A 26,083-nucleotide genomic window follows, 5' to 3' on the forward strand; every position below is an offset into this window, starting at 1 on the left:
CCGACCCCGAAAGGGGATTTAATTCAATGTAAAGCCGTCCTATAAGGACGGGGCTTCAGACCCAGTTTTTTGGTGACATACTCCACGGGCGAAATCTTATATTATGGTCTAGGATTCCCATAGTCGGATTCAGAATATGTTGGGCTTGCTATAAAGTGTTCGCTAGCAGCAATGCAATTGTGTCAATTCCAGAATCTAACCATAGACAAATGTAGCTGATCAAGAGTCGCTCCTCACCGTCCCAAGCGCTCTATCTGTAAGGAGAATTTGTATTATGAAAGATGGACAAGAAGTACGCCGCGTCTCCACAGCCGTCATTGCCGGTGTTTGCGGGTTGGCTTTACTAACGGGAGGGGGCATTGCCTGGTGGACAGCGAACCGTTCGCCCAGCCCCGCAGATACGCAGTCTTCTGCTCAAACTACGGCTCCGCCGCTGTCCCCAAGTCCTGCGGAATCTCCTGCTGTAATTATCCCCGTACCCCCTCCAAATCCTGTACAAGTGCCTACAGCTCAGACGCCTACAGCTCAGACGCCTACAGCTCAGACGCCTACAGCTCAGACGCCTAACGCTCTGATCCCAAAGTCACCGCAGCCAAAGCCTTTGCCGCAGACTGATGTCCAGACAGTGCAAGTCTACTGGGTTAAAGATGCGATCGGCAAATTTGAGGGAGTTCCTACGAAAGTAGCTGTCAAACAAGCTGACAAGCCTGATGCAGCTTTACAAGCTGCTTTTAACAGTTTGTTGGCTGGGCCAAAGGATGCAACTGTTTCTAGCGAAATTCCTAATGGGACAAAACTCAGGGGTTTGAGTGTTAAGAATGACGGAGTTTATGTCGATTTGTCGGCAGAATTTACTTCCGGGGGAGGGAGCAATTCGATGACTGGCCGGTTAGGGCAAGTTATCTATACGGCTACGAGTTTACAACCGAATACCAAGGTTTGGATTTCGGTAGAAGGCAAGCCTTTAGAACTTTTGGGTGGCGAAGGTTTGGAGGTGGCTCAGCCGAGTACCCGCCAAAGTTTTGACAAAAATTTTCCCCTTTAGTAATTATGAGTCATTAGTTAGAAGTCATTAGTTAGGAGTCATTAGTCATCGGTCTGAAGGCAGAGAGTAGGGATTGATAACTGATGACTCATGACTGAGGATTGAGGATTGAGGACTGGCAACTAATTTTCAGTGCTTCGTAGTTAGGCTAAATGCCCGAAAGTGTAGGGCTTGCTGTTCGATCCGGCTGGCAAGCCGATCGCACACCATATTACACAGCTCGAATATTAGCTCGTCTTGCACCTTATAATAAGCTGAAGTTCCTTCACTCCGGCGAGTGAGGATACCAGCTTGGAGCATGAGTTTTAGGTGCTTAGAAACATTGGCTTGACTCGTTTGAGTAGCTTCCACCAATTCTTGCACGCATTTTTCGCCGTCGCGAAGCAAGTTCAAAATTCGTAAACGCATGGGTTCGCTCAAAATACTGAAATACTCAGCAACTTGTTGCACAACCTCTTGCGGGACAGGCTGGGATGACTTCATCAAACTCACCGGAGAGAAGTGATCGGGAAATATTAGCATTTATTCTGTCCATAACAATAAAGTAATCCTTCAATCCGGATTAATTCGCATCAACACTTGACCGTATTCGACAGGTTCGCCATTTTGAACTAAAATTTCCATCACTTGACCGGAGACTTCATCAGCATCGATCTCGTTCATCAGCTTCATCGCTTCGATAATACAGACTGTCTGGCTGACCTTGATGCGATCGCCCACATTGACAAAAGGTGGCTCATCAGGAGCAGCAGCGCGATAAAACGTTCCTACCATCGGCGAGATAATTGGCACCCATTTCGTATCTACAGAAGCAGGTACGGCAGCAGGTGCCGCGACAGGGGCGACGGGTACTGGGGCAGCCAGATCCGCTGCTAAATTTTGGTCAACAGCAGGAGGTGACGCTAAGGTGGGGCTAGGAACCGCGCCCAAGGCGATCGGAGCGACAGTCGCCACGGCAGCAGGGAGCGCAGCAGAGGTGCCTGGTGAACTTGCCAGAATGCCTTTGCGTACTGTCAGTTCAATATCCCCACTTTTTAATGTCAGTTCCGAAATGCCAGTTTTGTCTAATACAGTTAGCAGGTCACAAAGCTGGTTTATGTCTAGTTGCACAGCAGATTCAAGGGTAATTGAGAATTGAAAATTGAAAATTGAAAATTGAAAATTCCGAATCAGGCGAAGCTAGGAGAATTAACCGAGTTTGGAGGCAAAAGGGATAGTTTTTAAGCTGTGAGCGATGAGTATTGAATTTTAACTTCTTTAACTCATAACTCAGAACTAAAAACTAAAAACTCCCTTTTTCTCCCTCGTTTCTACTCTCGGCCGAGGTACTTGTCTTCACGAGTATCAATCCGAATCCGTTCTCCAATGGAAATAAATAGAGGCACCATAACCTGAGCTCCGGTGGAGACGATCGCGGGTTTGCTGCCACCAGTGGCAGTATCTCCTTTGACTCCGGGATCGGTTTGCAGCACTTCCAAGACAACAGAGTTGGGCAGTTCCACTTCCATGATTTGGTCGTTCCAGCGCAGGATGCTAACTTCCATCCCTTCACTGAGGTACTTGACACGATCGCCTATTTGCTTAGCATTGAGGCGACTTTCCTCGTAAGTTTCCATATCCATAAAGACGAACTCGTCGCCCTCTTTATAGGTATGCTGCATCACACTCTTTTCCAGGTTGGCTTGAGGCATAGTCTCGCCCGCCCGGAAGGTTTGTTCTACTACGTTTCCGGTTTGGACGTTTTTTAATTTTGTCCGCACGAAAGCCGAGCCTTTTCCTGGCTTGACGTGGAGGAATTCGATAACCCGCCACACGCCGTTATTCCATTCAATTGAAACACCTGGTCGAAAGTCGTTACTGGAGATCATATAAATTTTTGTGGGCAATCCCGTCGCCTTGGGGCACGGGGGAACTACAGTCAGTCGATTTTAGATTTTAGATTTTAGATTTTAGATTTACTCCACAGATGAATTTGGGAGATTGAACCTTGGTCTAAAATTTTGATCTCTCCACGACAGGAGTCTGGGGATTGTATCCGTTTTTGAGCGGGTCAGGTTAAAGCCGCAGTCTAGCTGACGGCATCAAAAAGCAATTGGCATTTTATTTTACCGTTCAAAGGGAGCAAGTGCTGTACTGAAATGTTAATGGCAGGGGGCAGTGGGCTGTTGTCAGTTGACCGAAAGCATCCAGGATACAAGCCCCCGGATTCATCCGTCCAGAAATAAAAAACCTGTATCCGATAAAGGAACCCCCGAATTTATCCGTGGGGTCGCCTCTAAAATCTAAAATCTAAAATCTAAAATCTAAAATCGATTGACTGTTGTTAGTGGGCAGATCCTCCCTAGCCAAACCAACAGACACTTTAGATGGGTAGCAGCAAAGGCGGGCGGGCAGCGCTGTGGGAAGATAAGAGAGGCAATAAAAGTTAAAGTTATGTTGCATTGGCCTAATTTCTCGATCGATACGTGCAAGCGCTGGGTCAAAACCGTCGCTTTAGCGCTTCTGCTGTTCACTCTCTCCCTGAGTTTCAGTGCAGTCTCCCATGCCAAACGCCCCAGCAGCAGTATGCCTGCTGGGAATGCGATTACCGACGGCCGGGCGCTGCTGCGCTTCGCTTTACCTATTGACAATCAGACTGTGCGAGATTTGCAAATCAGTCTCGAAGACATTGGCAACCACATACGATCTAAACGTTGGGGGCCTATTAGTAGCGATGTCAGCAAGGCTTCCAGGATTCTCAACCTTCGGGAATCTGACCTTTTAGAGAGTATTCCCGACGCCAAAAAGCCGCAAGCTGAGGCGCTAGTTGCAGGAGTCAAGGAGAAAGTTGCTCAACTGGAAAAGGCTGTTGAGGCTAAAGACAGGGACAAAGTGATTGACTTGAAAGCCACAATCCTAGGTTCGGTAGGCGAAATCGAAGAGTTGATGGTGACAAAGTTTCCGTTTGAAGTGCCTGCCAAGTATGCTAATCTGCCTCAACTGAAAGGGCGCGCTACTGTGGCTGTACAAACTGAAAAAGGGGAAATTACTGTTGTGGTTGACGGCTACAGCGCCCCGGTTACGGCTGGTAATTTTGTGGATTTAGTCGATCGAGGTTTTTATGACGGTTTGCCGTTTATTCGATCGGAAGAATCCTACGTTTTGCAAACGGGAGACCCCGAAGGCAAGGAAGAGGGTTTTATTGACCCAGCTACTGGCAAATACCGGAATATACCGCTAGAAGTGCTCGTCAGGGAGGAAAAAGAACCTATTTACGGGATTACTCTAGAAGATGCGGGGCGTTATCGCGACGAACCTGTTTTGCCTTTTTCTGCTTTCGGTACAGTGGCTATGGCCCGTACAGAAACTGACCCTGATAGCGCTTCTTCTCAGTTTTTCTTTTTCTTGTTTGAACCTGAACTCACGCCCGCTGGCCTGAATCTGTTGGACGGCCGCTATGCTGTTTTTGGTTACATGATTGAAGGAAAAGAAGTTTTGGAGCAACTGAAGCAGGGAGACAAGATTGTATCTGCTAAGGTAGTTAAAGGAATCGAAAATTTGGTGCGACCTCAAGTTTAATTAATGAGGGCGATTGAAATCGCTTTTACACCAAAGTGACGGCGATTGAAATCGCTTTTACAGAAACAAAGCCCGCCTGCGCGGGCTGAAAAAATCTATAGTGACAGGCATTGAAATCTTTTCTAAATAAAGGTAACGGCGATTGAAATCACTTTTACACAGACAAAGCCCGCCGGAATCATGCTGGAAGAAGAGATAATTTTTATATAGCCTTTCTCAGAAAGATGAGGTACTCATGGGCATAGGGCATAGGGCATAGGGCATAGGGCATAGGGCATACCTCACTTTTTTGAGAACCGCTATAGTTACGTTATTGAAAATAGGAATTCAATCGAGAATATGGCTATTTTACAATTTTTATTGGTAATGGGTTTGGGGGGATTCGCAGGTTTGTTGATTGTAAAAAATGTGAATGAAAACAAGCAAAAGCAGCGGTTGGATGAGGCTTTTTATCAGTTGTTGGAAACTCAAAACAGTCAAATTTCGCTGATTCAACTGGCGGCTAGTGCTAGGGTTGAGGCTGAAGTTGCTCAGCAGTATTTAAATCGCCAAGTTAAGATTTTTTCGGCGGTTTTAGAGGTAGATGATGAAGGAGATACTTTTTATAGGTTTCCTAGGTTGCGCTTGCCGCCGAGTTCGGGTAAGGAATGGTAAGAAAGTGCGATCGACTAATTCAAATTTATGCAAGTTAAAGATATCGGTGAACAAGGTCTTTTAAGAATATTGCAAAAATTCTGCCCCGCAGAAATAGTGGGTGATGATTGCGCCGTAGTTCCGACAAATCCCAACCAATCTCTGGCTATCACTACCGATATGTTGGTGGATGGAGTGCATTTTAGCGATCGAACTACGGGGCCTTATTACGCAGGATGGCGGGCTGCAGCAGCGAATTTGTCGGATCTCGCAGCGATGGGAGCAACGCCTCTGGCGGTGACTGTAGCCCTCGCTGTGGCGGCGGATACGGCTGTGGAGTGGGTTGAAGAGTTTTATCGGGGAATGACGGCTTGCTTGCAAGAATATGATACGCCGATCGTCGGTGGCGATGTTGTGCGATCGCCCGTGGTGACTGTGGCGATTACTGCTTTTGGACAAGTTGAGTGCGATCGTACCATTAGTCGGTCAAATGCGCGATCGGGCTGGGCGATTGTGGCTACTGGGGTTCACGGAGCATCGCGCGCGGGATTAGAATTGCTGTTAAATCCAGAATTCGGGCAAAATCTGGAAAAGGTCGATCGAGCTTCTTTAATTCTCGCTCACCAGCGCCCTAAACCGAGGCTGGATGTTTTGCCTGTGGTTTGGGAAATATTAGGTTGTGAAGGTGAATTTTTAATAGCCGGAATGGACAGTAGCGACGGTTTAGCTGATGCGATTATTCAAATTTGTCGGGCTAGCGGTGTTGGCGCAAAGATCGATCGTACAAAAATACCAATTCCCGATATTTTCAGCGAAATTGTATCAAGCGAAAAAGCTTTAGATTGGGCATTGTACGGCGGAGAAGACTTCGAGTTAGTGCTGTTTTTGCCCATCGCAAATGCTCAGTTATTAGTAGAACAAATGGTTGAGGGCGCTGCGATTGTGGGAATTGCTACGGATAGCACCGATATCTGGTTAACTGATAGCAGCGGTATTTATCCTGATGCTATATTAAAGCTCGATCGAGGATTTCAACACTTCTGAATTATCTCTTATCTTAGTCTCGCGTTGCGCGGACATCGTTTGTGTAGCCGCGGTTTCAACCGCCTGGTTCCTGATTCGACAGTTCTTCCACCTCCGGCAAGGTATGATTAACTGGTGGACTTTGGGAAGCGGGTAATTGTGAAACTGATTTACGAGCAAGCGATCTCAATCTACCATTAATTTTCCATTTCCCATTAATCAAACCAACAACTCCAGCAACAATTACCACAGCCAGGAGACTCCACAACAGGCTAGCTATAGCAGGATGAATGCGATCGCCCGCTTGAGGTATTCTGATAACTAGCGGTGTCTGAACATAAGCAGAAACAGCAGAAACCACAATCCCTCCAGCCCCTAAGCCAGCACCTAATATTTGAATAGTTTTTTCCAAAGAGCGATCGCTTTCTGTTTGTTCAATTTCTACAATGCCTCCCACTAAATCTACCGCAATCTTAATCAAATCAGTGCCATGTTTAAAATAGCCTAAATGGCCCTTAATTTGTTCTTGAAAATACCGACAACTTCTCTCAACAAAAAACTTAAATGTTGTCAAATCCTCAGTTGGTATCTGCCATTTATCCCCAATTTGGAACAACTTTTCTTGATAATTATAAACCTGAATACTAATCGTGTTATTGAAATCTTCTAAATATTCCAATGCTCTTTCATAATTCAAACTTTCTCGAAGTAACTCTTTTAGTTTGATTTTCAGATACTTTAAAGATTCATCTATATTAACACTTGGCCACGAATTAACCTCCGTTGGCAATCCAATCCGAGTCACTTCTGTGATTTTTGTTTCCAAGCTTTCGATTGTTTGCTCAATTTCTAAATATCGTTCCTTAAGTAGAGCGTAATTTCTGCGACTATCCATAAAAGCTTTAGTGATTTTATGGCGGTGATAAAATAGCTCAAATAAAGGTTGAACAATCTTGGCTAATTTTCCCTCAATGTCATCATCAACCAGATAAACAAACACCTGTAGTTCCTTTTTGGGAGAACTATACTCAAAAATCCGAGAAGCGAATAACTCATCAGCATGGTAAAAAGGTGGACGTACAGTACAGATACTTCTGGGAAGAGATGCTTTAAACATTCATCTGCAACTTTGCGGAAGTCATTTTTACTTGGCTGTGAATAAGTTTTTGATTTGTAGGTAATCAAAAGGGTTTGTCCTAGCCAATTTTCATGACTATCAGCAACTAGGAGATTATTGACACTAAATTGTTTTAATGCTGTAATTTCTCGGTCTTTGTTTTCCTCAGTTTCTGGGCTGCCAATTCTCCCTAAAATGCCTTCACTATCATCGATACGGCAAAATTTTAAGGAACCATCGATTTAATTTGAATGCGTGAATTTCTCGGCTATCGTGAGGGGATAACTGAGGTTTGCTTGAGAAAAAACTTTGCTTTTGTCGGGGCTAAAATATTGCCAGAAGTTATTTGCCCAAGTCCAGATTGAGTTAGCTTCGGTTTTGCTTTCGCTGCGGAGTTGGTAGCTGTAGATATAGATTTGGGGATGGTCAATTTTTAGCATCTGATGCGGGGGGAATTGAGGCTGTGTGAATGGGTGTTTTCAAGTTTGCTTCTAGCTTTTTGATATCAGGATAGGTATTCGTGAGTGTGTCATAGCCCGGTGTGACTTCGGATTCTGCATCATCGAGATTTTTGCGTTTGAGACCTTTGATTTTGTCTCGGACATCTTTAAACTGGCGATAGAGTGCATTAATAGTATTTTCTACGGTATCGTTATCAGCACCAGATTCTGCCAAAGGTAGGACTTCTGCGAGTAATTGTTCGACAAACGGGGAGTAAGAATTGCGGGCGCGGTAGTAATGGCTGTGTAGATTTGGGACAAAATATCGACTTCATTCATAAATTTACCTCACGAGATGTACTTTGAATTTAACAGGACTTATGCACTTGGATCAAAGAAACCGGGTTTTTTACATAATCTGCCGATTCCAACGAAGTATTTTCGTGAAAAACCCGGTTTCTGGGCCCCCGCGTAAGTCGTATTTAAATCAAACTGTAGTTTGATTAATTTTGTTCAGCTTGTTTTTCTTGAGCTTGGGCAATAGTCGCTGCTACTTCAGCGACTGGCAAGTCTAAGAATATAGCAATTTGTTCCGTAGCTAATCCCACATTAAACATTCTGAGGATTGCAGCTTTTTCTCGTTGTTTAGCTTCAGCTTGTGCTTCAGCTTGTACTTCTTCAAGAATCTCTTGATAAACTCTGGTTTTCTTTAAGTCACTGAGGTTAAACATGGCGGCAATCTCCTCTCGGGTTTTTTGGGGTAACTTGTAAAAAATGATAGTTTCTAGTAAGTTGATGAAGCTCTCTCTGACTGCGATATTTGGTATTTCGGTTTCTGCTTGTCTGGCTAAATCTATAGCCAAATCTGAGGCCGTGTTTTCTGGTTCGATTACCAGTTTAAGTAATTTTATCGGTAGAGATGCTGTTTCTGGTTCCCTAAGTTCATCCAGGTAAATGCGGGTGGTTTTTGGGAGTGCCAGTATTTCCTGAAAGTGGATGTCACATTCTCTTTCTGTTTGCCGATTTGGGTAAATGACTACCAATTGCCAAGGGTGCGGCGGTTGGTATTGTTTGAGATAAATGAATAGTTCGGCAAATAGACGATAGTACAGATTTGGGTCGGGTTGAAATTGGACTTCCACAATGTAGAATGGTAGTTGAGAATCTGCGACAATTGGCAGAAACAAACCATCTAGGCGAAAGGCTAATTGTTTGACCTCTTGGGATGTGAATTGGTATTGGTTTGTAGCATCGGCAGGTATGCCCAGCAGGGCAAAGAAAATAAACGGGAATTCTTGGAAGATGCTGTAAAATAGGCTATCGGTTTTCATGATCTACAGTAAATGCCGTAGGGTGCGTCGCTATCGACAATCTACATATAAACTCGAAAATCTCGCAGCGACGCACCCTACAACTGGATTATAAACCTATGGCACAAAACGCTCCCCAATGATAAACATCGCCGTAGGGTTTTTCACCCAGATCGTATCCGCCTAATTCCCTGAGTATCCGCTTTTGCTGGGAAGCCTCGAAACTCTCCGAACCTTCCACCCATTCTAGCAAATCTGAAGTAGTAGCAGACTTAAACCAGCGCTGGGTATCGTGGAGGGCTTGACCAATGCTAACTCCTGGTTGCAGTACCTCATAGAATTTTACCATCATCAAGGCTGTCGAGAGGTCATTGACTGCCCAAAGACTGGCCAAAGTTCCCATTGCTCCCGCGTAGAGAAATCCCGTCGGTAATCCAATATAATCGGAGCGATTCTGCGTATCAATTAGCGCGGTTTCGCAGGCGGAAAGCACGACTAGGCGGCACTGTTTGAGTCGCAGTCCAAAAATTTCAGCCAAAGTCAGGCATTTGTCAATATCGGCTGTTTTGCCTTCGCGCCATTCAACATAACGCTCGGATGATCCTAAATCTGATCCCCCTAAATCCCCCTTAAGAAGGACTTTGAGTTGTTCTTGCTCCCCTAAATCCGATCCCCCTAAATCCCCCTTAAGAAGGGGGACTTTGAGAACATCTTGCTCCCCCCTTCTTAAGGGGGGCTGGGGGGGATCTCCGGGTTCAGCAAGAGGCGCTTTGAGCTCTTCTTGCTCCCCTAAATTCGATCCCCCTAAATCCCCCTTAAGAAGGGGGACTTTGAGAACATCTTGCTCCCCCCTTAAGAAGGGGGGCTGGGGGGGATCTCCGGGTTCGACAAGAGGCGCTTTGAGCTCTTCTTGCTCCCCTAAATTCGATCCCCCTAAATCCCCCTTAAGAAGGGGCACTTTGACAACTTCTTGCTCCCCCCTTAAGAAGGGGGGCTGGGGGGATCTCCGGGTTCAGCAAGGGGGACTTTGAGCTCTTCTTGCTCCCCTAAATCTGATCCCCCTAAATCCCCCTTAAGAAGGGGGACTTTGAGTTGTTCTTGCTCCCCCCTTATTAAGGGGGGCTGGGGGGGATCTGCCGCGATGATACCCCCTGACAAAATCAGAAACGACTTCAGCGGATCGTCAGCATTAAACGAGCCGTGACAGGAAAAATGCGCGCAATGAGCATTTTCTAACTGCTCTAAATATTGTTCCAAAAGATTAGTTTTACTCGCTTGTGAACCCGGAAGAATTTGACTGATGGCGAATTTGGGGGCGATGCTGGCCACTTCCACATCGGTGTAGGGAAGATCCGAGGTGGGGTTTTGCAGGGCGAAGAGTTGGTCAAAATTCGGGTGGATTGTAATCTGTTGCAGGAGTTGGCAACTGGGGCTGTATTGAATCCCTTGGGTGAATCTATCTAACAAGAATTCGTCGTCGGTTAGGGGTAGGGCGTGGAGGGGGAACAGGTGCAGCAACCAGTGGGGAATTAGGATTAAGCGGGTACTTTCTGGGGGCAGAATTGTGGTGATTTGGAGGATTTCGGCAAGACGCTGGAGATAGTCGGAGAGTTTGGTTTGCCAGTGGGTTTTGCTTTGTTTGTAGTCGGCCCGGTAGTCGTTAACTAAATCGATTAATTCATCGCATTGACGGTTGCGATGCACTGTCAGCACGTCGGGGTAAGTGAGGACAAAGGTGATGATTTCTTTGTCGGTGATGTACCACTCAATTAAGGCGGTGTCTGGGGTGAGGAGTTGGGTAATTTCGGTGAAGGTAATGGGTTTTAGGACTTGGGGGGTTTCCTGTTTTTGGGCGATGACTTCGGCAAGGTTGCGGGCTTTGTTGGCTTCGGCATATAAGAGTGCTTCTTGATTGCTTTGGCGATCGAGGCATACTTGCACCATGCCTCTGTAGAGTCTATCCCACTGCAAGTCGTGTTTTTGTTTGGTTTCATTCCCCGATTCCAACTTCCGCAGTTCTGCGGCTCTGAATATGGCATTTTTAAAGGTATCGTAGGCAGTTTGGAGAGTTGCTGCTTTTTGGTTTGTGTCTTCTGGTTTTTCTCGGTTGATGTAGTCTAGTTTTGCCAGATAAGTCCAACCCAGGTTATTTAAGGTTTCTACATTATTTAACGGGAAAACCTCGCGAGTAAAAATAGTTAAAGCAGCCTGCAAAAACTCGATCGCCCGTTCCAGATTATCCGCCCGCGAACCGCTGATTCTGTCACTGTAGGCATTCGCTAGGTTAGTTTGAGTTTGAGCATATTTTTCGCTTCCCGGTTCCCGATTACTTAAAACTATTTGATAACCAGTAATGGCAATTTCAATATTATTCGCTCTATTCCCACGGGGAAAGTTACTAATATCAATACTTAAATTTTCAATGATGCCGACAATTGAGCTAATTGTTTCTGCATTTTCGCCATCAAGTAACTGCTCGGATACTTGCTGTAAAATTTCGGCAAAACGGGCATTGAGGAGATGTTGCCGTTGTTTTAGTAAGCTGTTGGGCATCTAAATTGTATTTTTTGGGCGGGCTTTCTGGCTCAACCCCTACTCCCCACAAGAATTTTATTAAATTTGACTATACAATTTAAATGCACTTCAGCTTATCGGGTAAATTACTTGAATACCGCTATAGCTTGATTCTGCTTGCAATAATTCTAGGATAAATTCTGCATATTCTTGGGAATCTTCACCTTCGGAGTGAACTCGATCGCCGTTTTCATTCATAGGTTATAGTTAATAGTGTTGGCATAATTGCTGTAGGGGCGGGTTCGCCAACCATCTTTAATACCCACAAACAATCCAGATCAACCCGCCCCCACCCCACCGAAGAAATTCGATCGCTTGTTTCCAATTTTCCTACAAATACGATGGTCGTTTTCCGGTTTTCCCGAAAGGGCGATTCCCTACGGGATAGCTTCGCTTCACGGGAAATTGTCGTTGGGAGGGGGCGGGTTTATTTCAATTGTTGGTACTTATTAGAGATGGTTGACGAACCCGCCCCTACACAATTAATGGTATGACAAACTAATAATTGGAGTGAATTTATTTTAGCATAATTATGGCAAAAGGTGCTAGGGAGCGATCGACCGTTTGCCAATTCTCCAAATGGCGAAAAACCGGGTTTTTGCGAGATTTTTTGGTGAGAGGCGAAGATATCGGAAAAAAACCGATTTCTGAGATGGTGCGTGGTGACGAGAAACCGGGTTTTTGCGAAGATATTTAATCCGAGGCGAAGATATCGGAAAAAACCCGGTTTCTGAGATGGTGCGCGAAGATATCGGAAAAAACCCGGTTTTTGAGATTGTGCGCGAAGATGTCGGAAAAAACCCGGTTTCTGAGATTTTTAAAGCTGCATCACTTTAAGCATTAGCCAGCTTCTTTTTAATCATTGCCCAATACTCAGGGAAATCCTCACGGGTATATACTGTTAATGCTGCTTGATAAAAGGATCTCGCCTTTTCGAGATTTTCATCCCGCGAACCGTTAATTCGGTCATTATAGGCATTACCTAGATTATATTGAATCATGGCCCAATCTTCAGGAAAGTGTTCAGGGGTACGAACAGTTAAAGCAGCCTCAAAAAACGCGATCGCGCGATCGATATTTTCCGCCCGCGAACCGTTGATTCTGTTGGCGTAAGCAGCAGCTAGGTTATTTTGAGCCATTGCCCAATCTTCCGGGAAAGCCTCAAGGGTATATACTGTTAAAGCAGCGCCATAAAGGGCGATCGCCATTTCCACATTTTCGGCCCGCGAACCCTTTATTCTGGTAATGTAGGCAGCAGCTAAGTTGTTTTGAGTTTGAGCAAACTTTTCGCTTCCGGGCTGCCGATTATTTAAAACAAGTTGATAAGCGGCAATGGCAATTTCAATATTATCGGCTCTATTCCCACCGGAAAAATTACTAATATTAATGCTCAAGTCTTCAACGAGACTGACAATTGAATCAATAGTTTTTGCATTTTCCCCACCAACTAACCTCTCGACTACTTGCTCTAAAATGTCAGAAAAACGAGCATTGATGAGATGTTTTCGTTCAGCTAGCATGGAGTGAATTACTCCTGTATTGCTATTGCTACCATCTTCTGCTTGCAATAATTCTAGAATAAAGTTTGCATACTCTTGGGGATTTTCACCTTCGGAGTTATCGCCATCGTTGAGATCGATTAATTGTGCTAGCTGGCCGATCAGATTCCGCAGGAAATTAGCGCCGTTTTGTCCTCCTTGCTGTGCCATTTTTTCGGCTACCAACTCGCAAGTTTCCAGAAAGTGGACATCCAACAATTCTGAGTTATCTTGTAATATCTGCGGTTCTTCGCCGTTGGGGCAATTCAGCAGGGTGTGAATTAGTTCTAGGTAGGCTTGGGCGCGGCTTTCTTCCATTGTTGGGGAGTTGCGAATAATATCGAGATTTATTTTATCATGGTTGTGCGTGGGTGGCCAGAAACCGGGTTTTTGCGACAATCTTTGATCGGAAGCGAAGATATCGGAAAAAACCCGGTTGCTGAGATTGTCGGTGGGTGGCCAGAAACCGGGTTTTTGCGAGAATATTTGATCGGAGGCAAAGATATCGGAAAAAACCCGGTTTCTTAGATTGTGTGTGCAGACAAACCGCCCGGTTTTCTAATTCCGACACAATGCTACCTTGGGCATTAATCTATCCAAAATTTGCTCGATCGCAATTACTGTCCAATCAATATCCGCTTCTGTGGTTTCTCGTCCCAGACTCAACCGAATTCCACCAACGGCACCGATTTCGTCATATCCCATTGCTAATAATATCGGACTAGGAGTTAGTTGGCCGCTGCTACAAGCAGAACCGGAACTAATGCCAATTCCTGCTAAATTTAGCTGCCGCACTAGAGTTTTGCCTGTTATTCGCCCTGTATCTCTCTGTTGATAAGGGCGGGAGGAAGGGGAGACTATGCAAAAACTGACGTGGTGCGGCAGCCGACAATATCGATCGCCAGTTGGTACTAAACTGGGTACGTGGGATAATCGGTCAAAAAGCCGATCGCGCAATGCAATTAACCTCGGCGTTTCCACATCTATTTCCTGCAATGCTAACTCTGCAGCCACCCCAAAACCGACGATTGCCGGCAGCGCTTGTGTCCCGGAACGCAGTTTCAATTCTTGGCCACCACCGCCTAACATTGGCACTAATTCTACTCCCGGACGCACGTAAAGCGCCCCCGCACCTTGCGGCCCGTACAGTTTGTGACTGGAAACCGAAAGCAAGTCTACGGGAAGTTTCTGCACGTCTACTTGCAGCTTGCCGACCACTTGAACTGCATCGGTATGAAACATGATATTGCGATCGCGCGCAATTTGTCCTAATGCCTCAATTGGTTGCAGCGTGCCTACTTCGCTTTGTCCGTAAATGATTGAAATTAACACTGTATTCGATCGCAGCGACTCTTGCAAATCCAAAGGGTGAATTCGCCCCAATTTATCCACTGGTAGGCGCGTCACTTCCCATCCCAACTGTTCGAGTTGTCGCGCCGGTTCTGCTACTGCGGAATGCTCTACGCTGGAGATAATGATATGCTGCGGCTTTGTATAAAGACGGGCAATTCCCATAATTGCCAAATTGTTCGCTTCAGTGCCGCCACTGGTAAAAATCATCGATTCCGGTAGCGCGTTAATCAAGCTAGCAACCTGCATTCTTGCTAATTCTAAAGCTGTCGCCGCCCTTTGTCCCCACTCGTGCAAACTCGAAGGATTGCCCCACTGCTGAGTCAGGGCTTTTTGCATGGCTTGAATCGCTTCTGGGCGTGCGGGCGTTGTGGCGCTATAGTCGAGGTAAATTTGCATGATTTTAAATAACTAATGACTAAGGACTAATGACTAATGACTAATGACTAATGACTAATGACTAATGACTGATAACTAACTTCCTGGTTTGCAGACGTTGTAGTCTTCGTGCGACAAAACTTTTTGGGGAGTTAAGAAAGTGCCACAATCTTCACAAAGCATTCTGTAGTTGCGAGTTACAGGAATACTGATTATTAAACGGTTGTGACGCAGGCGTTTGCCGCCGAAATCTCTGTAATTCTTATTTTCGCCCAAAGCTGCTATAATTGCCCTGGCTTTAGTGACTACGTGGTCGGGCAGACCTCTGAGATCGATGATATCTCTAGCAAATGATGCTTCCCTCTCTTGTTTTTTGGTTTGTTTTTGTGTCAGCACTTCAACGTACTGCTGCTGCGCCACCAACTCTTGCGTGCAGCGATGGCACGCTTTACCATATCCTTTGTGACCGCACGGAAAAATTCTTTTTCTTTTAGCCATAAAGCAGCGGTATAGGGTTTGACCCACGCCCCTGAATGCTGCTACCCTACCAGTGATGCTTCCGGCATCGAGGCAGTTCTACAAGACGTAAAATCTATTCCCTTGCATAAATTTAATAGGTTGTAACTTTACTTGATCGAATAGGTTTGAACTGTGGGATGGCTAATAACCTCTATATTTTTTAAAATTTTGTGGCTGTATTGTATTATCATTTACTCGGTTTCTGTTGTGCTGGGCTGGTGGCGATCAATCTGGCGGGCTGCGGACAAACAAAGCAAGACGTGCAGAATTTACCTCTCAGTCTGGCTCCATTGCCTCAAGACCCCTTGTTGCAAGTATACTTCAATCAGTCGATCGCTTCGAGTTATACAGAGCCTTACCGCCAGCAAACTAGACCCGGAGATGATTTAGAAAACTCGATCGCAGTGGCGATCGCTAGTGCTGGATCGACGGTAGATGTTGCGGTTCAGGAGTTTCGCTTGCCCGGTATTGCGAGGGTTTTGGCCGATCGACAGCGATCGGGAATTAAAGTGAGATTAATTGTCGAACATATGTATAGTCGCCCTTGGAGCGATTTTACAGCTCAGGAGTTGGCGAAATTACCGGAAAGAGAGCGCGATCGTTATAGCGAATTTGTGCAACTTGCCGATCGCAATAAAGACGGTAAATTAAGCGCCGAGGAAATCAAGCAAAATGATGCTTTGGTAATTGTCAAGGATGCGGGTATTCCTGTAATTGACGATACTGCTGACGGCAGTAAAGGCAGCGGTTTGATGCACCACAAATTTGTGGTAATTGATGGCAAAACCGTAATCGTCACTTCTGCTAATTTTACCACAAGCGATATACATGGCGATTTCAAGACAGCCGCAAGTCGCGGCAATGCGAACAATTTGCTAAAAATTGAAAATGCTCAAATAGCGCAACTATTTACTCAAGAATTTAACATCATGTGGGGCGACGGGCCCGGAGGCAAACCGGACAGCAAGTTTGGCATCAAAAAGCCGTTTCGTCAAGTGCAAAAAGTAAGAGTAGGGAATTCGACAGTGGCGGTGCAATTTTCGCCGACTTCCCAGACTTTGCCTTGGGAAAAAAGCGTTAACAGTTTGATAAATCGAAATTTGGGTAGTGCGAAAAAGTCGGTTGATTTGGCATTGTTTGTATTTTCGGCTCAGCGGTTGTCCAATACTTTGGAAATTGAAGCTAGCCGGGGAGTTGCGGTGCGAGCTTTAATTGACTCTAATTTTATTTATCGCTCTTACAGTGAAGGTTTGGATATGATGGGTGCGACTTTCATCCAAGATTGCAAGTTAGAAGCTGACAATCGCCCTTGGAGAAAGCCGCTGACTACGGTGGGAGTGCCGCTGTTACCAATGGGCGATCGCCTGCACCACAAATTCGGCGTTGTGGACGGCAAAACGGTGCTTACAGGTTCTCACAACTGGAGTGAGGCGGCAAATCACGGGAATGATGAGACGCTGCTGGCGATCGAGAGTCCCACAGTTGCGGCCCATTTTGAGCGGGAGTTCGATCGGCTTTACAAAGGTGCAATCATGGGAATTCCCGCCCGAATCAAACAGAGAATTGATGCTAAGAAAAAAGAGTGTGATTCACTACAAGCAGCATCAAAAACTACGAGTGCTAAACCTCAAATTGGTGCGGGTAAAAAGTTAGTTAATTTGAATGCAGCGAGTCAGGAAGAATTAGAAACCTTGCCTGGGGTTGGCCCGAAGTTAGCCGAGAGAATTATTGCAGCGCGGCAACAGCAACCTTTCACCTCTTTGGACGACGTGGCGCGGGTTCAGGGCATTGGGGACAAGATTTTAGAGAGATGGCGCGATCGAGTAACTTGGTAATTAAGTTCGTACTCCTGAGATGTTGCACCATTCTCAAGAACAGGCAAGATGCCTGTTCCACAAGAAAATTCACTCTTTGTGGAACGGGCATCTTGCCCGTTCATAAAAGGCTTATTGACAATAGTGCAACATCTCAGTAATCAGGACTTCATTCCTGACTCTAAAAAGTTCACAGTCATAACTTCCGTCCTTGCTTTCGCAACTCAGCATCAAAGACTCAAGTCCTCACTAGAAACCTATTGGATCTACTTTGACAACACATCAGCTCTCAAGTTAAGATAACTTCTAAACAAAATGCTATCTATTCACCTGAGAGGTATAGAGAGATGAAACACGCCAGATTTATTACGGGGAGGCCACAAATCAAATTCCTAGCTATTTTGGTGGGGGCTTTTTTTTTGACGCTAGCAGCTTTCACAGTTAGCGCCCAGCAGACGAGCGAAGCACAATTTAGGGTCAAAAACGAAAACGCTTTTAATATTAATTTGATTCAATTTAAGCGCACTGAATATGTAGGTGCGTGTGCTGGTACTGTCTTCTCCCCTGATTCGCAAAGCGCTCGATTTGTCTCCAGCAAAACTCCTCCGGCCCCTAACAGGAGGGTGATGATTAAAAATGTGACTGATGGCATGGAAACTAACCCCTATCCCTACACCGACAGAAGTTACGACAAAGGCGAGTTTTCCGAGGATTTTGCATTTAAGTTGGGTAACAGTCATAAAACAAGAACTTTTTCGGTTTTAGAGGGAGAAAATAAGTTTCTCTATGAAATTAAAGAAAATGACCAAGTTAGAGAACAGGGTGCGCTTACGGCTGAAGTTTCTATACAGAACTTAGGTACTTTTCCCCGTCAGCAAATTTGTCAAGATCAGGTAGAATGTCGGGATACATCTGATTGTCGCGACAGTAAAGGCCGAAAAAGAAGTTGCCGACGAGAGTGTTTTCCTGTTCAACAGTGTCGCTGTCCGTAACTGCTTGAAAAATACCTAATTCTTTTAATTAACCCCAGAGGAATAAAAGAAGAGAGGCTAAAATTAATTAAGAGAACTAAAACCGGAGCGCGGATAAATATGTCTCAGTCTGTTTTACCTGTTTCGGAAACCGATCGAGTTGATGCTTCGCCCACCTTAACTTTTGAAGAATATCTTGTCTATGAGGGAGAACCTGACGTTCTCTACGAACTTCACAGGGGAAAATTAATACCGATGGCAGCCGCAACGGCTTTACACGCAAGCATCTGCGAATTCTTAGTTTACATATTGCAGCGTTACTTAGCTGAACACAATCTCGATTTGGTGGCAAAAACTAATGTGGGAGTGAGAACGGAAGAGAATTCCTCGCGGATTCCTGATGTGATTGTTTGTACTCAAAGTCTTTGGGAACAACTGCTTGCCAGACCTGGTGCTGGCGTCTTCGATTTAGATGAAACGCCAGTGTTAATTGTTGAAGTTGTCAGCCAAAACGAGCGTCAAGATTACGTGACAAAAAGAGCAGAATACGAAAATGCTGGAGTGCCGGAATATTGGATGGCAGACCCTAAACCTAACCGGACTAGGGTCAGAGTTGTAACTTTGCCGGAAAATGAGACTGCTTACGAACAAGCGAATTTTTTCCCTGGGCAAAACATCGTGTCTTTACAGTTTCCAGATTTGATTTTATCAGTGGATCAAATTCTCTCTCCCCCACTTGTCGAAGATTTAATCAGACAAGAACAATCTCGATTACAGCAAGCTGACAGACTGGCGGCGCGCTTGCGGGAGATGGGAATAGACCCGGACGCTATTTAGCACTAAAGTGTCCTTTTGAGATTCGGAATTACTCGTTACCAGGCAGAGCCTGGTAACGCAGATCCGGAGGCTCTGCCTCCAATTTTCATGAAAGCAAACGAGGCAGAGCCTCGCTTACATCGGTTCCCAGGCACAGCCTAGGAACCAGTTAAGAAAATTGAGTTTTTGTGGAACAGGCCGGAGTGCCTGTGCCGCGAGAATTAAGTAATGGGGTGAAAGTAAAATGCTGCTCCTAACACGATATATGTTGCTAAAAGCAGCACTCCTTCGAGCCAATTAGAGCGGCCGTCGATACTGATCAAATTGGCAATTGTCACGGCGATGGCAACTGCAACTACTTCAAAGGGATTGAAGTTTAAATCCATCGGCTGATGAATCACTAATCCGATAATCACCAACACCGGCGCTACCAGCAAAGCAACTAGCAAACTCGAACCCATTGCGACAGAAACTGACAAATCCATATTGTTTTTCATCGCAACTCCCACCGCAGTTACATATTCAGCGGCGCCGCCAACAATCGGCAACAGAATTACCCCTGTAAACAGTGGCGTTAATCCCAATCCTTTGGTAGTTTCTTCGACAACACCAACGAAAATTTCTGATTCAAAAGCAACGGCAACAGTTGAGGCAACTAGCACCCCTATCCACAACCACAAATTCGGTTTGTGCGTAGTAGATTCTTCTTTGGTATTTTGAGGATTTTCTGACTCTAGTTCTACTAAGCCAACATCGTAAAGATAGCTGTGCGTTTTTAATGAAAATAGCAGAGTTAAAGCATAAACTGCAATTAGGACGATCGCAGTTATTAAGGAAAGATTTTGAATGGCTGCGGGTTCGACTCCATTGGAGGTGTAAATTACCATTGTCGGCAGCAGGATGGCAATCACTGCTAGAGTCATTGTGGAACCGTTCACCCGCGCGATTATTGGCTTAAATTCCTGTTCTTTGTAGCGGATTCCTCCTAACAGCATGGAAAATCCCATGACTAAGAGCAAGTTGCTGATAATTGTACCGGTTATGCTGGCTTTCACAATGTCAATTAAGCCAGCTTTCAGGGCAACTATGGCAATAATTAATTCCGTAGCATTGCCGAAGACTGCATTTAATAAGCCGCCTATGGAGGGGCCTGTAACGATCGCCACTTCTTCTGTTGCTGTACTCAACCAAATCGCCAGAGGTATAATGCCTAAAGCGGATGTAATGAAAACTGCAAGGGAACCCCAGTGCAAATACTCAGCGGCGATGGAAATGGGGATGAAAATTAACAGCGCTATGGAAAGAATCTTTTTGATTGACATAGGAACTCGGATGGTGTAAGGAAGGGTGATGTCGAGTTGTCGGGGCGATCGCAAAGTTGATTTTACACTATTCAACTATTCTCTGACAATTCTGCTGGCAAGTGCGATCGATAATTGGGAATTTTTAACCGGAAATGCACCCAGAGCGAGGCAGATTGAATATAATAGAATTATATCGACATCGGTGAAAAGATATGTCTCAATCTGTAGTGCCAGTTGTTGAATCAAAGCAAATTGATACTTCACCAACCTTAACCTTTGAAGAATACCGATTTTATCAAACTGATTCCGATCTACAATATGAACTGTACAAAGGCAAATTAATTCCGATGCCAACCGCCACAGTTTTACATATCAAAATTTGCGAATATTTAGTTTACCAATTGCAGCGTTACCTAGCTGAACACAATCTTGACTTAGTAGCAAAAACAGGTCTGGGAGTAAGAACAGAAGAAGATACCTCTCGGATTCCTGATGTAGTTGTTTGCACTCAAAGTCTTTTGGAACAAGCTGCTGCTAGACCAGGTTCTGGTATCCTGGATTTTGAGGAAAAGCCCCTGTTAGTCATAGAAGTAGTGAGTCAAAATCGGCGCGCCGATTATGTGGTTAAACGAGCTGAGTACGAACTAGCTAACGTACCTGAATATGTAATTGTTGACCCTACACCTAACAAAGAACTGGTGCGAGTTTTAGCCTTTCCTGAAGGTGAAGACATCTATACACAAACAGATTTTGTGCCGGGGCAACAAATGGTGTCTGTAGTATTTCCTAATCTGACATTATCAGTGGATGAAATACTGTCTCCGCCATTAGTTGAAGGGTTGATTAAAGCAGAACAAGCTCGGTTCCAGGAACTTGAGCAGCAAGCTGATGAGCAGCGCCAACGGGCGGAAAGATTGGCGGCGAGGTTGCGAGAATTAGGAGTAGATCCCGATCGCATTTAGGAGGTTTCTGTCAGATCCCCGAATTCTTAAAAAAGTCGGGGATCTGGGTATTCTGTTGTTTGAGGTGGGCTTGATACTGTGCAACTATTCAACCCAACGCACCCGCACAAAATGAGCTTCGCGTCCCCAGAAGTCGTGACTTACAGTAATATCAACAACACTCAAATTAAACGGAATAGCAGTGGTGACGTACCGCTGAGCCAGAGATCCCACATCAGGGGCTAACTGAGCCGCCGTCGCAGCCGCTGCACCCAAACCTAAAAGTTGTAGAATCGGCCCGCGAGGCAGGGCTAAATTGATGCCAACAGCAAGGCCTGCCGTTAGCAGCATTGCCACCGACAAATTCGTGCCACAGCGGGGATGTACAGCTAAATCCCACTCTCCGCTGGCAATCCGCTGCAAAGCCTCGCGCACAGCCTGACGCAACTGTGCAATGTTAACGTGGCCATAAAGATAAAACCCTTGGTCTGTGGACATTCCGCCCAATAACTCATTATCGGTTCTTCCTGTCGTCGCACCAAACGATTGGCTTAGTACCCAAACCGTAGCGTGTTCCAAAGCATGAACTTGGCGCAAAGTCAAGACTTCCTTCAAACCGGGCACAAAATTGAGTTGTCGCAACAAATCAGCATCTTGAGTCCGCTGCGGGGCAAAGTCGAAGGGAAACTGGGCGGTGCGGCCGGAAGCAGAAGCAGTAGTTGTCATATCAAAACGCCTCCATTAACTCGATTAAGTGGATATTTAAAATTAGCAATTGGGTTGAGAAAAAGGCGATCATAAATTATCAATAGTTTTGACTTTAAAACCTAGCAAGGGCAGGTTTTGTGCAAAAATTATTAGCCCTCAACCTGCCCTTACTAATAGATCGGACTTATTCCCAGTTTATCGTTCGAGCCGCTGACCGTCGCGGAACACTCCCGGAAACCGCCGGCCACTGGTATCGATAATTGTGCCTTTGCCGTGAGGTAATCCCTTGCGGAACTCTCCCTGATAGCGGATACCGTTGGAGAACGAACAGTTACCCCTAGCATCGAGGTCTTGATTATAGAACTGTCCCGAACACCGGGTACCGTCAGCGCGGGTGAAGACTCCCGTACCCAAAGGCTTGCCCCCTAAAAATTGACCGACAAAGCGATCGCCGTTAGCAAAAATGAATTGCCCCTGTCCAGTCGGCGTACCTACTTTCCAATCCAGAGAAAACGGCCCTATATAGCGATCGCCATTAGTAAAAATAGCGGTCCCGGAGCTGATTCTGCCATCTCGGAATATGCCCTCGACGCGGGCGTCGTCCTTAAATATAAATTGTCCTCGACCGTTTGGCTGGCCTTGACGGAACTGCCCCTCATAGCGATCGCCATTGGAATATACGTATACCCCCGTGCCACTCGGCAAACCGTTAACGAACTGTCCGATGTAGCTATCACCGCCGTCATAATCGCACCTAACTCTACCTGTAGCGATAGCTGGGACGCAACGACCACTCGGAGCTCCTACCCCTACTTGCGCCATTGATGGCAAGGGATAAGTCGCGTAACTACCAATTCCCAACACTGATGTAACTAATAGAGCGATTCCACTGGTTTTAAAACGGGAAATCATTAACAAAGTCTCTCCTATACGCTTCTGGATATTATTTTGCTTCGTCATTTGTCTTTTGTCCGATTTCTTGTCAAAAGTGGCCGGAAAAACGGAATTTATCCTTTACGAAACTCCGGGTTTGCCGTTGCGAAATACCCCCGGAAAGCGCCTGCCGCTAGCATCGATCATCGTTCCGACACCGTGAGGCACTCCCTTTCGCAATTCTCCTTCATAGCGCGTACCGTTGGGGAAAGTGCAGGTGACACTAGCGTCTAGTTCTTGATTAAAAAACCTGCCAGAACAGCGAGTGCCGTCTTTGCGTACTAATACCCCTGGGCCAAAGGGCGAACCTGCAAAGAATTGTCCTTCATAGCGATCGCCGTTGGAGTAAAAAAATTGACCCCGCCCTGCTGGTTGGCTGCTAATAACATTAGTCTGAAGGTTCTGGACGACTCCGAAGTCTCCCACGTAGCGCTCACCGTTGGGGAAAACCACCGTCCCAGATCTCATCGTGCCGTCTTGGAACACGCCTATGTAGCGGGCATCATCTTTAAAAATGAATGTCCCTCTACCATTGGGCACTCCCTTCCGAAATTGTCCTTCGTAGCGATCGCCATTAGCGTAAACGTAGACTCCACTGCCGTCGGGCAGGCCGTTGACGAAGTTTCCCTCGTAGTTATCGCCTGTCTCGTAATTGCATTTCACTCTTCCCGTCGGAGGATTTCCTTGGCAGAAGGGAGAGCGTTTTTCTTCTTCGGGTTTGGCCTCTGGTGTTGGCTGTGGTGTTGGTTGAGCCATTGATGGCTGGGGATTCAAGAGATTAGTGGCGCTTCCGATACCAGAAGCAACTAATATCACCATCCCTAATTTTTGAATTGAACCGAGCATGAGAAATCTCCTTTGACTTCCATTACTAATAGGGAGTTTATAGACGCTAAGACTCGCTGAAAAGTCTTCTATTTTTTAATCCCTAATGTTTCTTCCCAGAAGCGACTAACTCACTCTATATTAATTTTACATTCAGATTCGATATCAGCCATAAATGCAAAAAGGCAAAAATTAGAGTTTTTGCCCTTAGCATTTTTCATACTTTAATGTCAATTTTCAGCGTCGCGTTGAGCTATTCGGATTTGACAGACGGCTAATAACTGCATTGGCGGGTTGTTGGCGACTTGCGGGTTTTTCGCCAACACCTTTGGCTACCTCAACGCCGTTTTCCTCTAGAATCACGACTGGATCGGCTCCGGGCTTGATATCCACCCGCTTCACCAACACTTGCCCGTTAGACAACCGCTGCCCGACTTTGACATATCGGCTGGTTGGTTCATTCGGTACTTTGACAATCACTTGCGTCTCGTTCCCGACTTTTACCACCCCGCTGACTTCAGTGCCTGTAGCGAGGTCAGTAGAAGGCGGTGGCGGTGCTGCAGGAACTACTGGGATCTGCGGAGGAGGTGGGGGATTGGGGTCTCTCCACTGGGGCGGGCGCTTGTCTACTGGCAGTTCCGGCAGATCCGGCACTCCTATGGGTCTAGCTGCAATTGGCTGGGGCGGGCGCGGGGGTGCAGGACGGCGGCCCACTTGAGGCGTATTGAGTCCCGGAACTTGGCGCGGCAAGCCTATTTGCGCTCCATCGCCTCCGGGAAAACCTGGCTGTCCGGGGCGACTGCCCAATTGAGGAGTATTTAGTCCCGGAACTTGGCGCGGCGAGCCTATTTGCGCGCCTTCGCCTCCGGGAAAACCTGGCTGTCCGGGGCGACTGCCCAATTGAGGCGCATTGAGTCCCGGAACTTGGCGCGGGGAGCCAACTTGCGCGCCTTCGCCTCCCGGCAGAGAAGGATCTCCGGGGCCCACTGCTATTAACGGATCTCCCGCTGAGCGGCGCCCTATTGGCGGGGGGCTTAGCCCAGGCACTTCTGGCAACCGGGCTAATTCCCGACCCAGGGCCCTCTCGCCTGCAGGCTGACGATTTATCCTGCTTTCGGATAGAACTGGCAGAAGAGGCGCTTTTGCGATAGTTCGAGCCTCATAGTCTTGATCGCGGAGGGCTGCATCAAGTCTGTTCTTGCCCTGCCGCCAAACTGCTTGCAGCAAATTTCCTCGCGTCACACAAGAAAGTTCCCCCCTTCTTACTGTCGGCGGTCGATATACCTCAATTGCCTCGGCAATTTCCGGCACTATGGAACACCGGAGAGCGTCAGGAGGTGATTGATCTCCGTAAAGAGCCCACAAGTTTGAGGCTATTACATATTCACCCAGGGCTTTTTCTATTCTTCGGAACAATGGTCGGTTAGTTAGTAGTAACTCTCGTCTGGTAACACCAAAACTTCTTGTTCCTGGTCTTCCGTAGATAGTTTCGACCAATCTATCCACATCCGTACCGTACTCAGAGTTTTGTGTGGTGTCGTCTAGCAAAGCCTGAAGCGTCCTGAATTCGCTGACAACGCCTCTTGCTGTCGGGCTGAGATTGATTTGGGGAGCGGCCGGGCCTCTGAGCTTAGTTCCTCCAATTTGGACTGGGCGGGATAGTTCTGGCAGTTTAGGTATCATCGCCACCTGTCGCTGCGGCAGTTTGGGCAACGGATTGGCTGTCATCGGCCCTGCTGGGACTCCACCGGGGACATCGCCAACTCCGGGAGGGTTTTGAACTGCGATCGGCGGCAGCGGCCCAAAGGGGTCTAACTGAGAAGGATTCGCTGTCAAAGGGCCTTGGGGCACCGGCTGAAGCGGAAGCGTTGGATTCCTGTTTTTGTTGTTGCCGATGCCTGTTTGAGCCTGTCTGGCTCGTTCGTCTGGGTTGGTCGATCGAATTAACCCTGGAGGCTGGGCCGCTACTACTGGAGACTGGAATGTCTGAGTTCCTGGGGTGGGGCTGGCAGAGGCTGCCGGAGATGGAGAGGCTGCACTGGGGCTGGGGCTGGGGCTGGCTGTGTTGCTGCCCTCGCCACCGCAGCCTGCGATCGAGAAAGCTAGTAGTCCTATAGTTGCAAAATATAAAAGTTTGTACATTGCCGATCGTCCCCAAATGCTTAATTTCAAGATATCCAACAAGGCTCTGCAATTACAGCCTGTTGCCGTTTATCAGTTTATCTGTGTTCGATGTTATGCGATCGCTTGAAAATTGCCAAGTTTTCCTGACGATCCGATCGGGCT

At 46.4% G+C, this 26,083-nt stretch carries 30 protein-coding genes; 12 read left to right on the forward strand and 18 right to left on the reverse strand.

Translation table 11 applies throughout. From position 1 onward, the window contains the following. The first annotated feature begins 274 nt into the window (after nt 1-274). Nucleotides 275-1,045, forward strand: coding sequence for a GerMN domain-containing protein (locus QUA00_RS08715; RefSeq protein WP_333143344.1), 771 nt, complete (start codon nt 275-277; stop codon nt 1,043-1,045). 129 nt (nt 1,046-1,174) lie between these two features. Here the strand turns inward: QUA00_RS08715 and QUA00_RS08720 are convergent, their stop codons facing one another. From QUA00_RS08720 to efp, 3 genes are all read right to left on the reverse strand, one after another. Further along, the gene (locus tag QUA00_RS08720; RefSeq protein WP_006631662.1) at nt 1,175-1,567 is read right to left on the reverse strand and encodes an ArsR/SmtB family transcription factor; all 393 of its coding nucleotides are present in this window, start codon (nt 1,565-1,567) and stop codon (nt 1,175-1,177) included. 30 nt (nt 1,568-1,597) lie between these two features. Further along, nucleotides 1,598-2,155: an acetyl-CoA carboxylase biotin carboxyl carrier protein gene (gene accB / locus QUA00_RS08725; RefSeq protein WP_333143343.1), complete on the reverse strand. Its 558-nt coding sequence runs from the start codon at nt 2,153-2,155 to the stop codon at nt 1,598-1,600. A 200-nt stretch (nt 2,156-2,355) separates the two neighbouring features. Continuing rightward, the gene (gene efp / locus QUA00_RS08730; protein WP_333058573.1) at nt 2,356-2,913 is read right to left on the reverse strand and encodes an elongation factor P; all 558 of its coding nucleotides are present in this window, start codon (nt 2,911-2,913) and stop codon (nt 2,356-2,358) included. Between the two features lie 565 nt (nt 2,914-3,478). Here efp and QUA00_RS08735 point away from each other — a divergent pair. The 3 genes from QUA00_RS08735 to thiL all read left to right on the forward strand — a co-directional run bounded on the left by QUA00_RS08735 (nt 3,479) and on the right by thiL (nt 6,280). Beyond that, nucleotides 3,479-4,603: a peptidylprolyl isomerase gene (locus tag QUA00_RS08735; RefSeq protein WP_333409353.1), complete on the forward strand. Its 1,125-nt coding sequence runs from the start codon at nt 3,479-3,481 to the stop codon at nt 4,601-4,603. Between the two features lie 339 nt (nt 4,604-4,942). Next, nucleotides 4,943-5,257: a hypothetical protein gene (locus QUA00_RS08740; protein ID WP_333143342.1), complete on the forward strand. Its 315-nt coding sequence runs from the start codon at nt 4,943-4,945 to the stop codon at nt 5,255-5,257. A 27-nt stretch (nt 5,258-5,284) separates the two neighbouring features. Continuing rightward, nucleotides 5,285-6,280 carry a thiamine-phosphate kinase gene (gene thiL / locus QUA00_RS08745; RefSeq protein WP_333409354.1) on the forward strand — a complete coding sequence of 332 codons (996 nt, stop codon included), beginning with the start codon at nt 5,285-5,287 and terminating at the stop codon, nt 6,278-6,280. Nucleotides 6,281-6,335: 55 nt separating this feature from the next. Here thiL and QUA00_RS08750 read toward each other — a convergent pair whose 3' ends face one another. From QUA00_RS08750 to QUA00_RS08780, 7 genes are all read right to left on the reverse strand, one after another. Further along, nucleotides 6,336-7,376 (reverse strand): hypothetical protein, encoded by a 1,041-nt coding sequence (locus QUA00_RS08750; RefSeq protein ID WP_333409355.1) that lies wholly within the window; start codon nt 7,374-7,376, stop codon nt 6,336-6,338. 242 nt (nt 7,377-7,618) lie between these two features. After that, nucleotides 7,619-7,816, reverse strand: a complete 198-nt coding sequence (locus QUA00_RS08755) for a hypothetical protein (RefSeq protein ID WP_333409356.1) — start codon at nt 7,814-7,816, stop codon at nt 7,619-7,621. Then, nucleotides 7,803-8,051, reverse strand: a complete 249-nt coding sequence (locus QUA00_RS08760; protein WP_333409357.1) for a hypothetical protein — start codon at nt 8,049-8,051, stop codon at nt 7,803-7,805. The genes QUA00_RS08755 and QUA00_RS08760 overlap by 14 nt, the downstream gene beginning before the upstream one ends. A gap of 268 nt (nt 8,052-8,319) precedes the next feature. Further along, complete coding sequence (locus QUA00_RS08765) at nt 8,320-9,147, reverse strand: Rpn family recombination-promoting nuclease/putative transposase (RefSeq protein WP_333409358.1); 828 nt, start codon at nt 9,145-9,147, stop codon at nt 8,320-8,322. Between the two features lie 88 nt (nt 9,148-9,235). Further along, nucleotides 9,236-10,084, reverse strand: a complete 849-nt coding sequence (locus QUA00_RS08770) for a CHAT domain-containing protein (protein ID WP_333409359.1) — start codon at nt 10,082-10,084, stop codon at nt 9,236-9,238. A 23-nt stretch (nt 10,085-10,107) separates the two neighbouring features. Next, nucleotides 10,108-11,679 carry a CHAT domain-containing tetratricopeptide repeat protein gene (locus tag QUA00_RS08775; protein WP_333409360.1) on the reverse strand — a complete coding sequence of 524 codons (1,572 nt, stop codon included), beginning with the start codon at nt 11,677-11,679 and terminating at the stop codon, nt 10,108-10,110. A gap of 90 nt (nt 11,680-11,769) precedes the next feature. Further along, entirely contained in the window at nt 11,770-11,898 is a 129-nt protein-coding gene (locus QUA00_RS08780) for a hypothetical protein (RefSeq protein ID WP_333409361.1), read from the reverse strand. Between the two features lie 334 nt (nt 11,899-12,232). Here QUA00_RS08780 and QUA00_RS08785 point away from each other — a divergent pair, with 334 nt between their 5' ends. After that, nucleotides 12,233-12,397 carry a hypothetical protein gene (locus tag QUA00_RS08785; protein WP_333409362.1) on the forward strand — a complete coding sequence of 55 codons (165 nt, stop codon included), beginning with the start codon at nt 12,233-12,235 and terminating at the stop codon, nt 12,395-12,397. Then, nucleotides 12,382-12,537: a hypothetical protein gene (locus QUA00_RS08790; protein WP_333409363.1), complete on the forward strand. Its 156-nt coding sequence runs from the start codon at nt 12,382-12,384 to the stop codon at nt 12,535-12,537. The genes QUA00_RS08785 and QUA00_RS08790 overlap by 16 nt, the downstream gene beginning before the upstream one ends. Here QUA00_RS08790 and QUA00_RS08795 read toward each other — a convergent pair. Then, complete coding sequence (locus tag QUA00_RS08795; protein ID WP_333409364.1) at nt 12,534-13,556, reverse strand: tetratricopeptide repeat protein; 1,023 nt, start codon at nt 13,554-13,556, stop codon at nt 12,534-12,536. The two genes, QUA00_RS08790 and QUA00_RS08795, sit on opposite strands and share 4 nt — an antisense overlap. 39 nt (nt 13,557-13,595) lie before the next feature. On the opposite strand from QUA00_RS08795, the gene QUA00_RS08800 reads away from it, so the two are divergent. Beyond that, entirely contained in the window at nt 13,596-13,766 is a 171-nt protein-coding gene (locus tag QUA00_RS08800) for a hypothetical protein (RefSeq protein ID WP_333409365.1), read from the forward strand. Nucleotides 13,767-13,796: 30 nt separating this feature from the next. Here the strand turns inward: QUA00_RS08800 and QUA00_RS08805 are convergent, their stop codons facing one another. Then, the gene (locus QUA00_RS08805; protein WP_333409366.1) at nt 13,797-14,987 is read right to left on the reverse strand and encodes a cysteine desulfurase family protein; all 1,191 of its coding nucleotides are present in this window, start codon (nt 14,985-14,987) and stop codon (nt 13,797-13,799) included. 75 nt (nt 14,988-15,062) lie between these two features. Next, a complete protein-coding gene (locus QUA00_RS08810) occupies nt 15,063-15,464 on the reverse strand; it encodes a DUF7682 family zinc-binding protein (protein WP_333143337.1) in 402 nt (133 codons plus the stop codon). 191 nt (nt 15,465-15,655) lie between these two features. On the opposite strand from QUA00_RS08810, the gene QUA00_RS08815 reads away from it, so the two are divergent. The 4 genes from QUA00_RS08815 to QUA00_RS08830 all read left to right on the forward strand — a co-directional run bounded on the left by QUA00_RS08815 (nt 15,656) and on the right by QUA00_RS08830 (nt 19,107). Beyond that, nucleotides 15,656-17,320 carry a DUF655 domain-containing protein gene (locus QUA00_RS08815; RefSeq protein ID WP_333409367.1) on the forward strand — a complete coding sequence of 555 codons (1,665 nt, stop codon included), beginning with the start codon at nt 15,656-15,658 and terminating at the stop codon, nt 17,318-17,320. 48 nt (nt 17,321-17,368) lie between these two features. Then, the gene (locus tag QUA00_RS08820) at nt 17,369-17,602 is read left to right on the forward strand and encodes a hypothetical protein (RefSeq protein WP_333143335.1); all 234 of its coding nucleotides are present in this window, start codon (nt 17,369-17,371) and stop codon (nt 17,600-17,602) included. A gap of 44 nt (nt 17,603-17,646) precedes the next feature. Further along, nucleotides 17,647-18,291 (forward strand): hypothetical protein, encoded by a 645-nt coding sequence (locus QUA00_RS08825; protein ID WP_333143334.1) that lies wholly within the window; start codon nt 17,647-17,649, stop codon nt 18,289-18,291. Nucleotides 18,292-18,390: 99 nt separating this feature from the next. Further along, nucleotides 18,391-19,107, forward strand: a complete 717-nt coding sequence (locus QUA00_RS08830; RefSeq protein ID WP_333143333.1) for a Uma2 family endonuclease — start codon at nt 18,391-18,393, stop codon at nt 19,105-19,107. A 200-nt stretch (nt 19,108-19,307) separates the two neighbouring features. Here QUA00_RS08830 and cax read toward each other — a convergent pair whose 3' ends face one another. Next, nucleotides 19,308-20,408, reverse strand: a complete 1,101-nt coding sequence (gene cax / locus QUA00_RS08835) for a calcium/proton exchanger (RefSeq protein WP_333143346.1) — start codon at nt 20,406-20,408, stop codon at nt 19,308-19,310. A 194-nt stretch (nt 20,409-20,602) separates the two neighbouring features. On the opposite strand from cax, the gene QUA00_RS08840 reads away from it, so the two are divergent. Beyond that, entirely contained in the window at nt 20,603-21,352 is a 750-nt protein-coding gene (locus tag QUA00_RS08840) for a Uma2 family endonuclease (RefSeq protein ID WP_333409368.1), read from the forward strand. Between the two features lie 84 nt (nt 21,353-21,436). Here QUA00_RS08840 and QUA00_RS08845 read toward each other — a convergent pair whose 3' ends face one another. From QUA00_RS08845 to QUA00_RS08860, 4 genes are all read right to left on the reverse strand, one after another. Then, nucleotides 21,437-22,057 carry a DUF6391 domain-containing protein gene (locus QUA00_RS08845; protein WP_333409369.1) on the reverse strand — a complete coding sequence of 207 codons (621 nt, stop codon included), beginning with the start codon at nt 22,055-22,057 and terminating at the stop codon, nt 21,437-21,439. A 177-nt stretch (nt 22,058-22,234) separates the two neighbouring features. After that, a complete protein-coding gene (locus QUA00_RS08850; RefSeq protein WP_333409414.1) occupies nt 22,235-22,951 on the reverse strand; it encodes an MORN motif-containing protein in 717 nt (238 codons plus the stop codon). A 102-nt stretch (nt 22,952-23,053) separates the two neighbouring features. After that, nucleotides 23,054-23,818, reverse strand: coding sequence for an MORN motif-containing protein (locus QUA00_RS08855; protein WP_333409370.1), 765 nt, complete (start codon nt 23,816-23,818; stop codon nt 23,054-23,056). A 216-nt stretch (nt 23,819-24,034) separates the two neighbouring features. After that, complete coding sequence (locus QUA00_RS08860; RefSeq protein WP_333409371.1) at nt 24,035-25,969, reverse strand: hypothetical protein; 1,935 nt, start codon at nt 25,967-25,969, stop codon at nt 24,035-24,037. Between the last annotated feature and the right edge of the window lie 114 nt (nt 25,970-26,083).

This window comes from Microcoleus sp. T2B6, from assembly GCF_036700475.1.
GTDB lineage: Bacteria > Cyanobacteriota > Cyanobacteriia > Cyanobacteriales > Microcoleaceae > Microcoleus.

What these genes read in the sequence shown, in the direction of transcription:
- thiL (WP_333409354.1), top strand. Translation starts at nt 5,285, where the DNA reads ATGCAAGTTAAAGATATCGGTGAACAAGGTCTTTTAAGAATATTGCAA.
- QUA00_RS08740 (WP_333143342.1), top strand. Translation starts at nt 4,943, where the DNA reads ATGGCTATTTTACAATTTTTATTGGTAATGGGTTTGGGGGGATTCGCA.
- QUA00_RS08735 (WP_333409353.1), top strand. Translation starts at nt 3,479, where the DNA reads ATGTTGCATTGGCCTAATTTCTCGATCGATACGTGCAAGCGCTGGGTC.
- QUA00_RS08715 (WP_333143344.1), top strand. Translation starts at nt 275, where the DNA reads ATGAAAGATGGACAAGAAGTACGCCGCGTCTCCACAGCCGTCATTGCC.
- QUA00_RS08810 (WP_333143337.1), bottom strand. Translation starts at nt 15,464, where the DNA reads ATGGCTAAAAGAAAAAGAATTTTTCCGTGCGGTCACAAAGGATATGGT.
- QUA00_RS08785 (WP_333409362.1), top strand. Translation starts at nt 12,233, where the DNA reads ATGGCAAAAGGTGCTAGGGAGCGATCGACCGTTTGCCAATTCTCCAAA.
- QUA00_RS08850 (WP_333409414.1), bottom strand. Translation starts at nt 22,951, where the DNA reads ATGATTTCCCGTTTTAAAACCAGTGGAATCGCTCTATTAGTTACATCA.
- QUA00_RS08855 (WP_333409370.1), bottom strand. Translation starts at nt 23,818, where the DNA reads ATGCTCGGTTCAATTCAAAAATTAGGGATGGTGATATTAGTTGCTTCT.
- QUA00_RS08755 (WP_333409356.1), bottom strand. Translation starts at nt 7,816, where the DNA reads ATGCTAAAAATTGACCATCCCCAAATCTATATCTACAGCTACCAACTC.
- QUA00_RS08780 (WP_333409361.1), bottom strand. Translation starts at nt 11,898, where the DNA reads ATGAATGAAAACGGCGATCGAGTTCACTCCGAAGGTGAAGATTCCCAA.
- QUA00_RS08765 (WP_333409358.1), bottom strand. Translation starts at nt 9,147, where the DNA reads ATGAAAACCGATAGCCTATTTTACAGCATCTTCCAAGAATTCCCGTTT.
- QUA00_RS08800 (WP_333409365.1), top strand. Translation starts at nt 13,596, where the DNA reads ATGGTTGTGCGTGGGTGGCCAGAAACCGGGTTTTTGCGACAATCTTTG.
- QUA00_RS08825 (WP_333143334.1), top strand. Translation starts at nt 17,647, where the DNA reads ATGAAACACGCCAGATTTATTACGGGGAGGCCACAAATCAAATTCCTA.
- QUA00_RS08830 (WP_333143333.1), top strand. Translation starts at nt 18,391, where the DNA reads ATGTCTCAGTCTGTTTTACCTGTTTCGGAAACCGATCGAGTTGATGCT.
- efp (WP_333058573.1), bottom strand. Translation starts at nt 2,913, where the DNA reads ATGATCTCCAGTAACGACTTTCGACCAGGTGTTTCAATTGAATGGAAT.
- QUA00_RS08795 (WP_333409364.1), bottom strand. Translation starts at nt 13,556, where the DNA reads ATGGAAGAAAGCCGCGCCCAAGCCTACCTAGAACTAATTCACACCCTG.
- QUA00_RS08775 (WP_333409360.1), bottom strand. Translation starts at nt 11,679, where the DNA reads ATGCCCAACAGCTTACTAAAACAACGGCAACATCTCCTCAATGCCCGT.
- cax (WP_333143346.1), bottom strand. Translation starts at nt 20,408, where the DNA reads ATGTCAATCAAAAAGATTCTTTCCATAGCGCTGTTAATTTTCATCCCC.
- QUA00_RS08750 (WP_333409355.1), bottom strand. Translation starts at nt 7,376, where the DNA reads ATGTTTAAAGCATCTCTTCCCAGAAGTATCTGTACTGTACGTCCACCT.
- QUA00_RS08845 (WP_333409369.1), bottom strand. Translation starts at nt 22,057, where the DNA reads ATGACAACTACTGCTTCTGCTTCCGGCCGCACCGCCCAGTTTCCCTTC.
- QUA00_RS08820 (WP_333143335.1), top strand. Translation starts at nt 17,369, where the DNA reads ATGCCTGTTCCACAAGAAAATTCACTCTTTGTGGAACGGGCATCTTGC.
- QUA00_RS08720 (WP_006631662.1), bottom strand. Translation starts at nt 1,567, where the DNA reads ATGCTAATATTTCCCGATCACTTCTCTCCGGTGAGTTTGATGAAGTCA.
- QUA00_RS08840 (WP_333409368.1), top strand. Translation starts at nt 20,603, where the DNA reads ATGTCTCAATCTGTAGTGCCAGTTGTTGAATCAAAGCAAATTGATACT.
- QUA00_RS08805 (WP_333409366.1), bottom strand. Translation starts at nt 14,987, where the DNA reads ATGCAAATTTACCTCGACTATAGCGCCACAACGCCCGCACGCCCAGAA.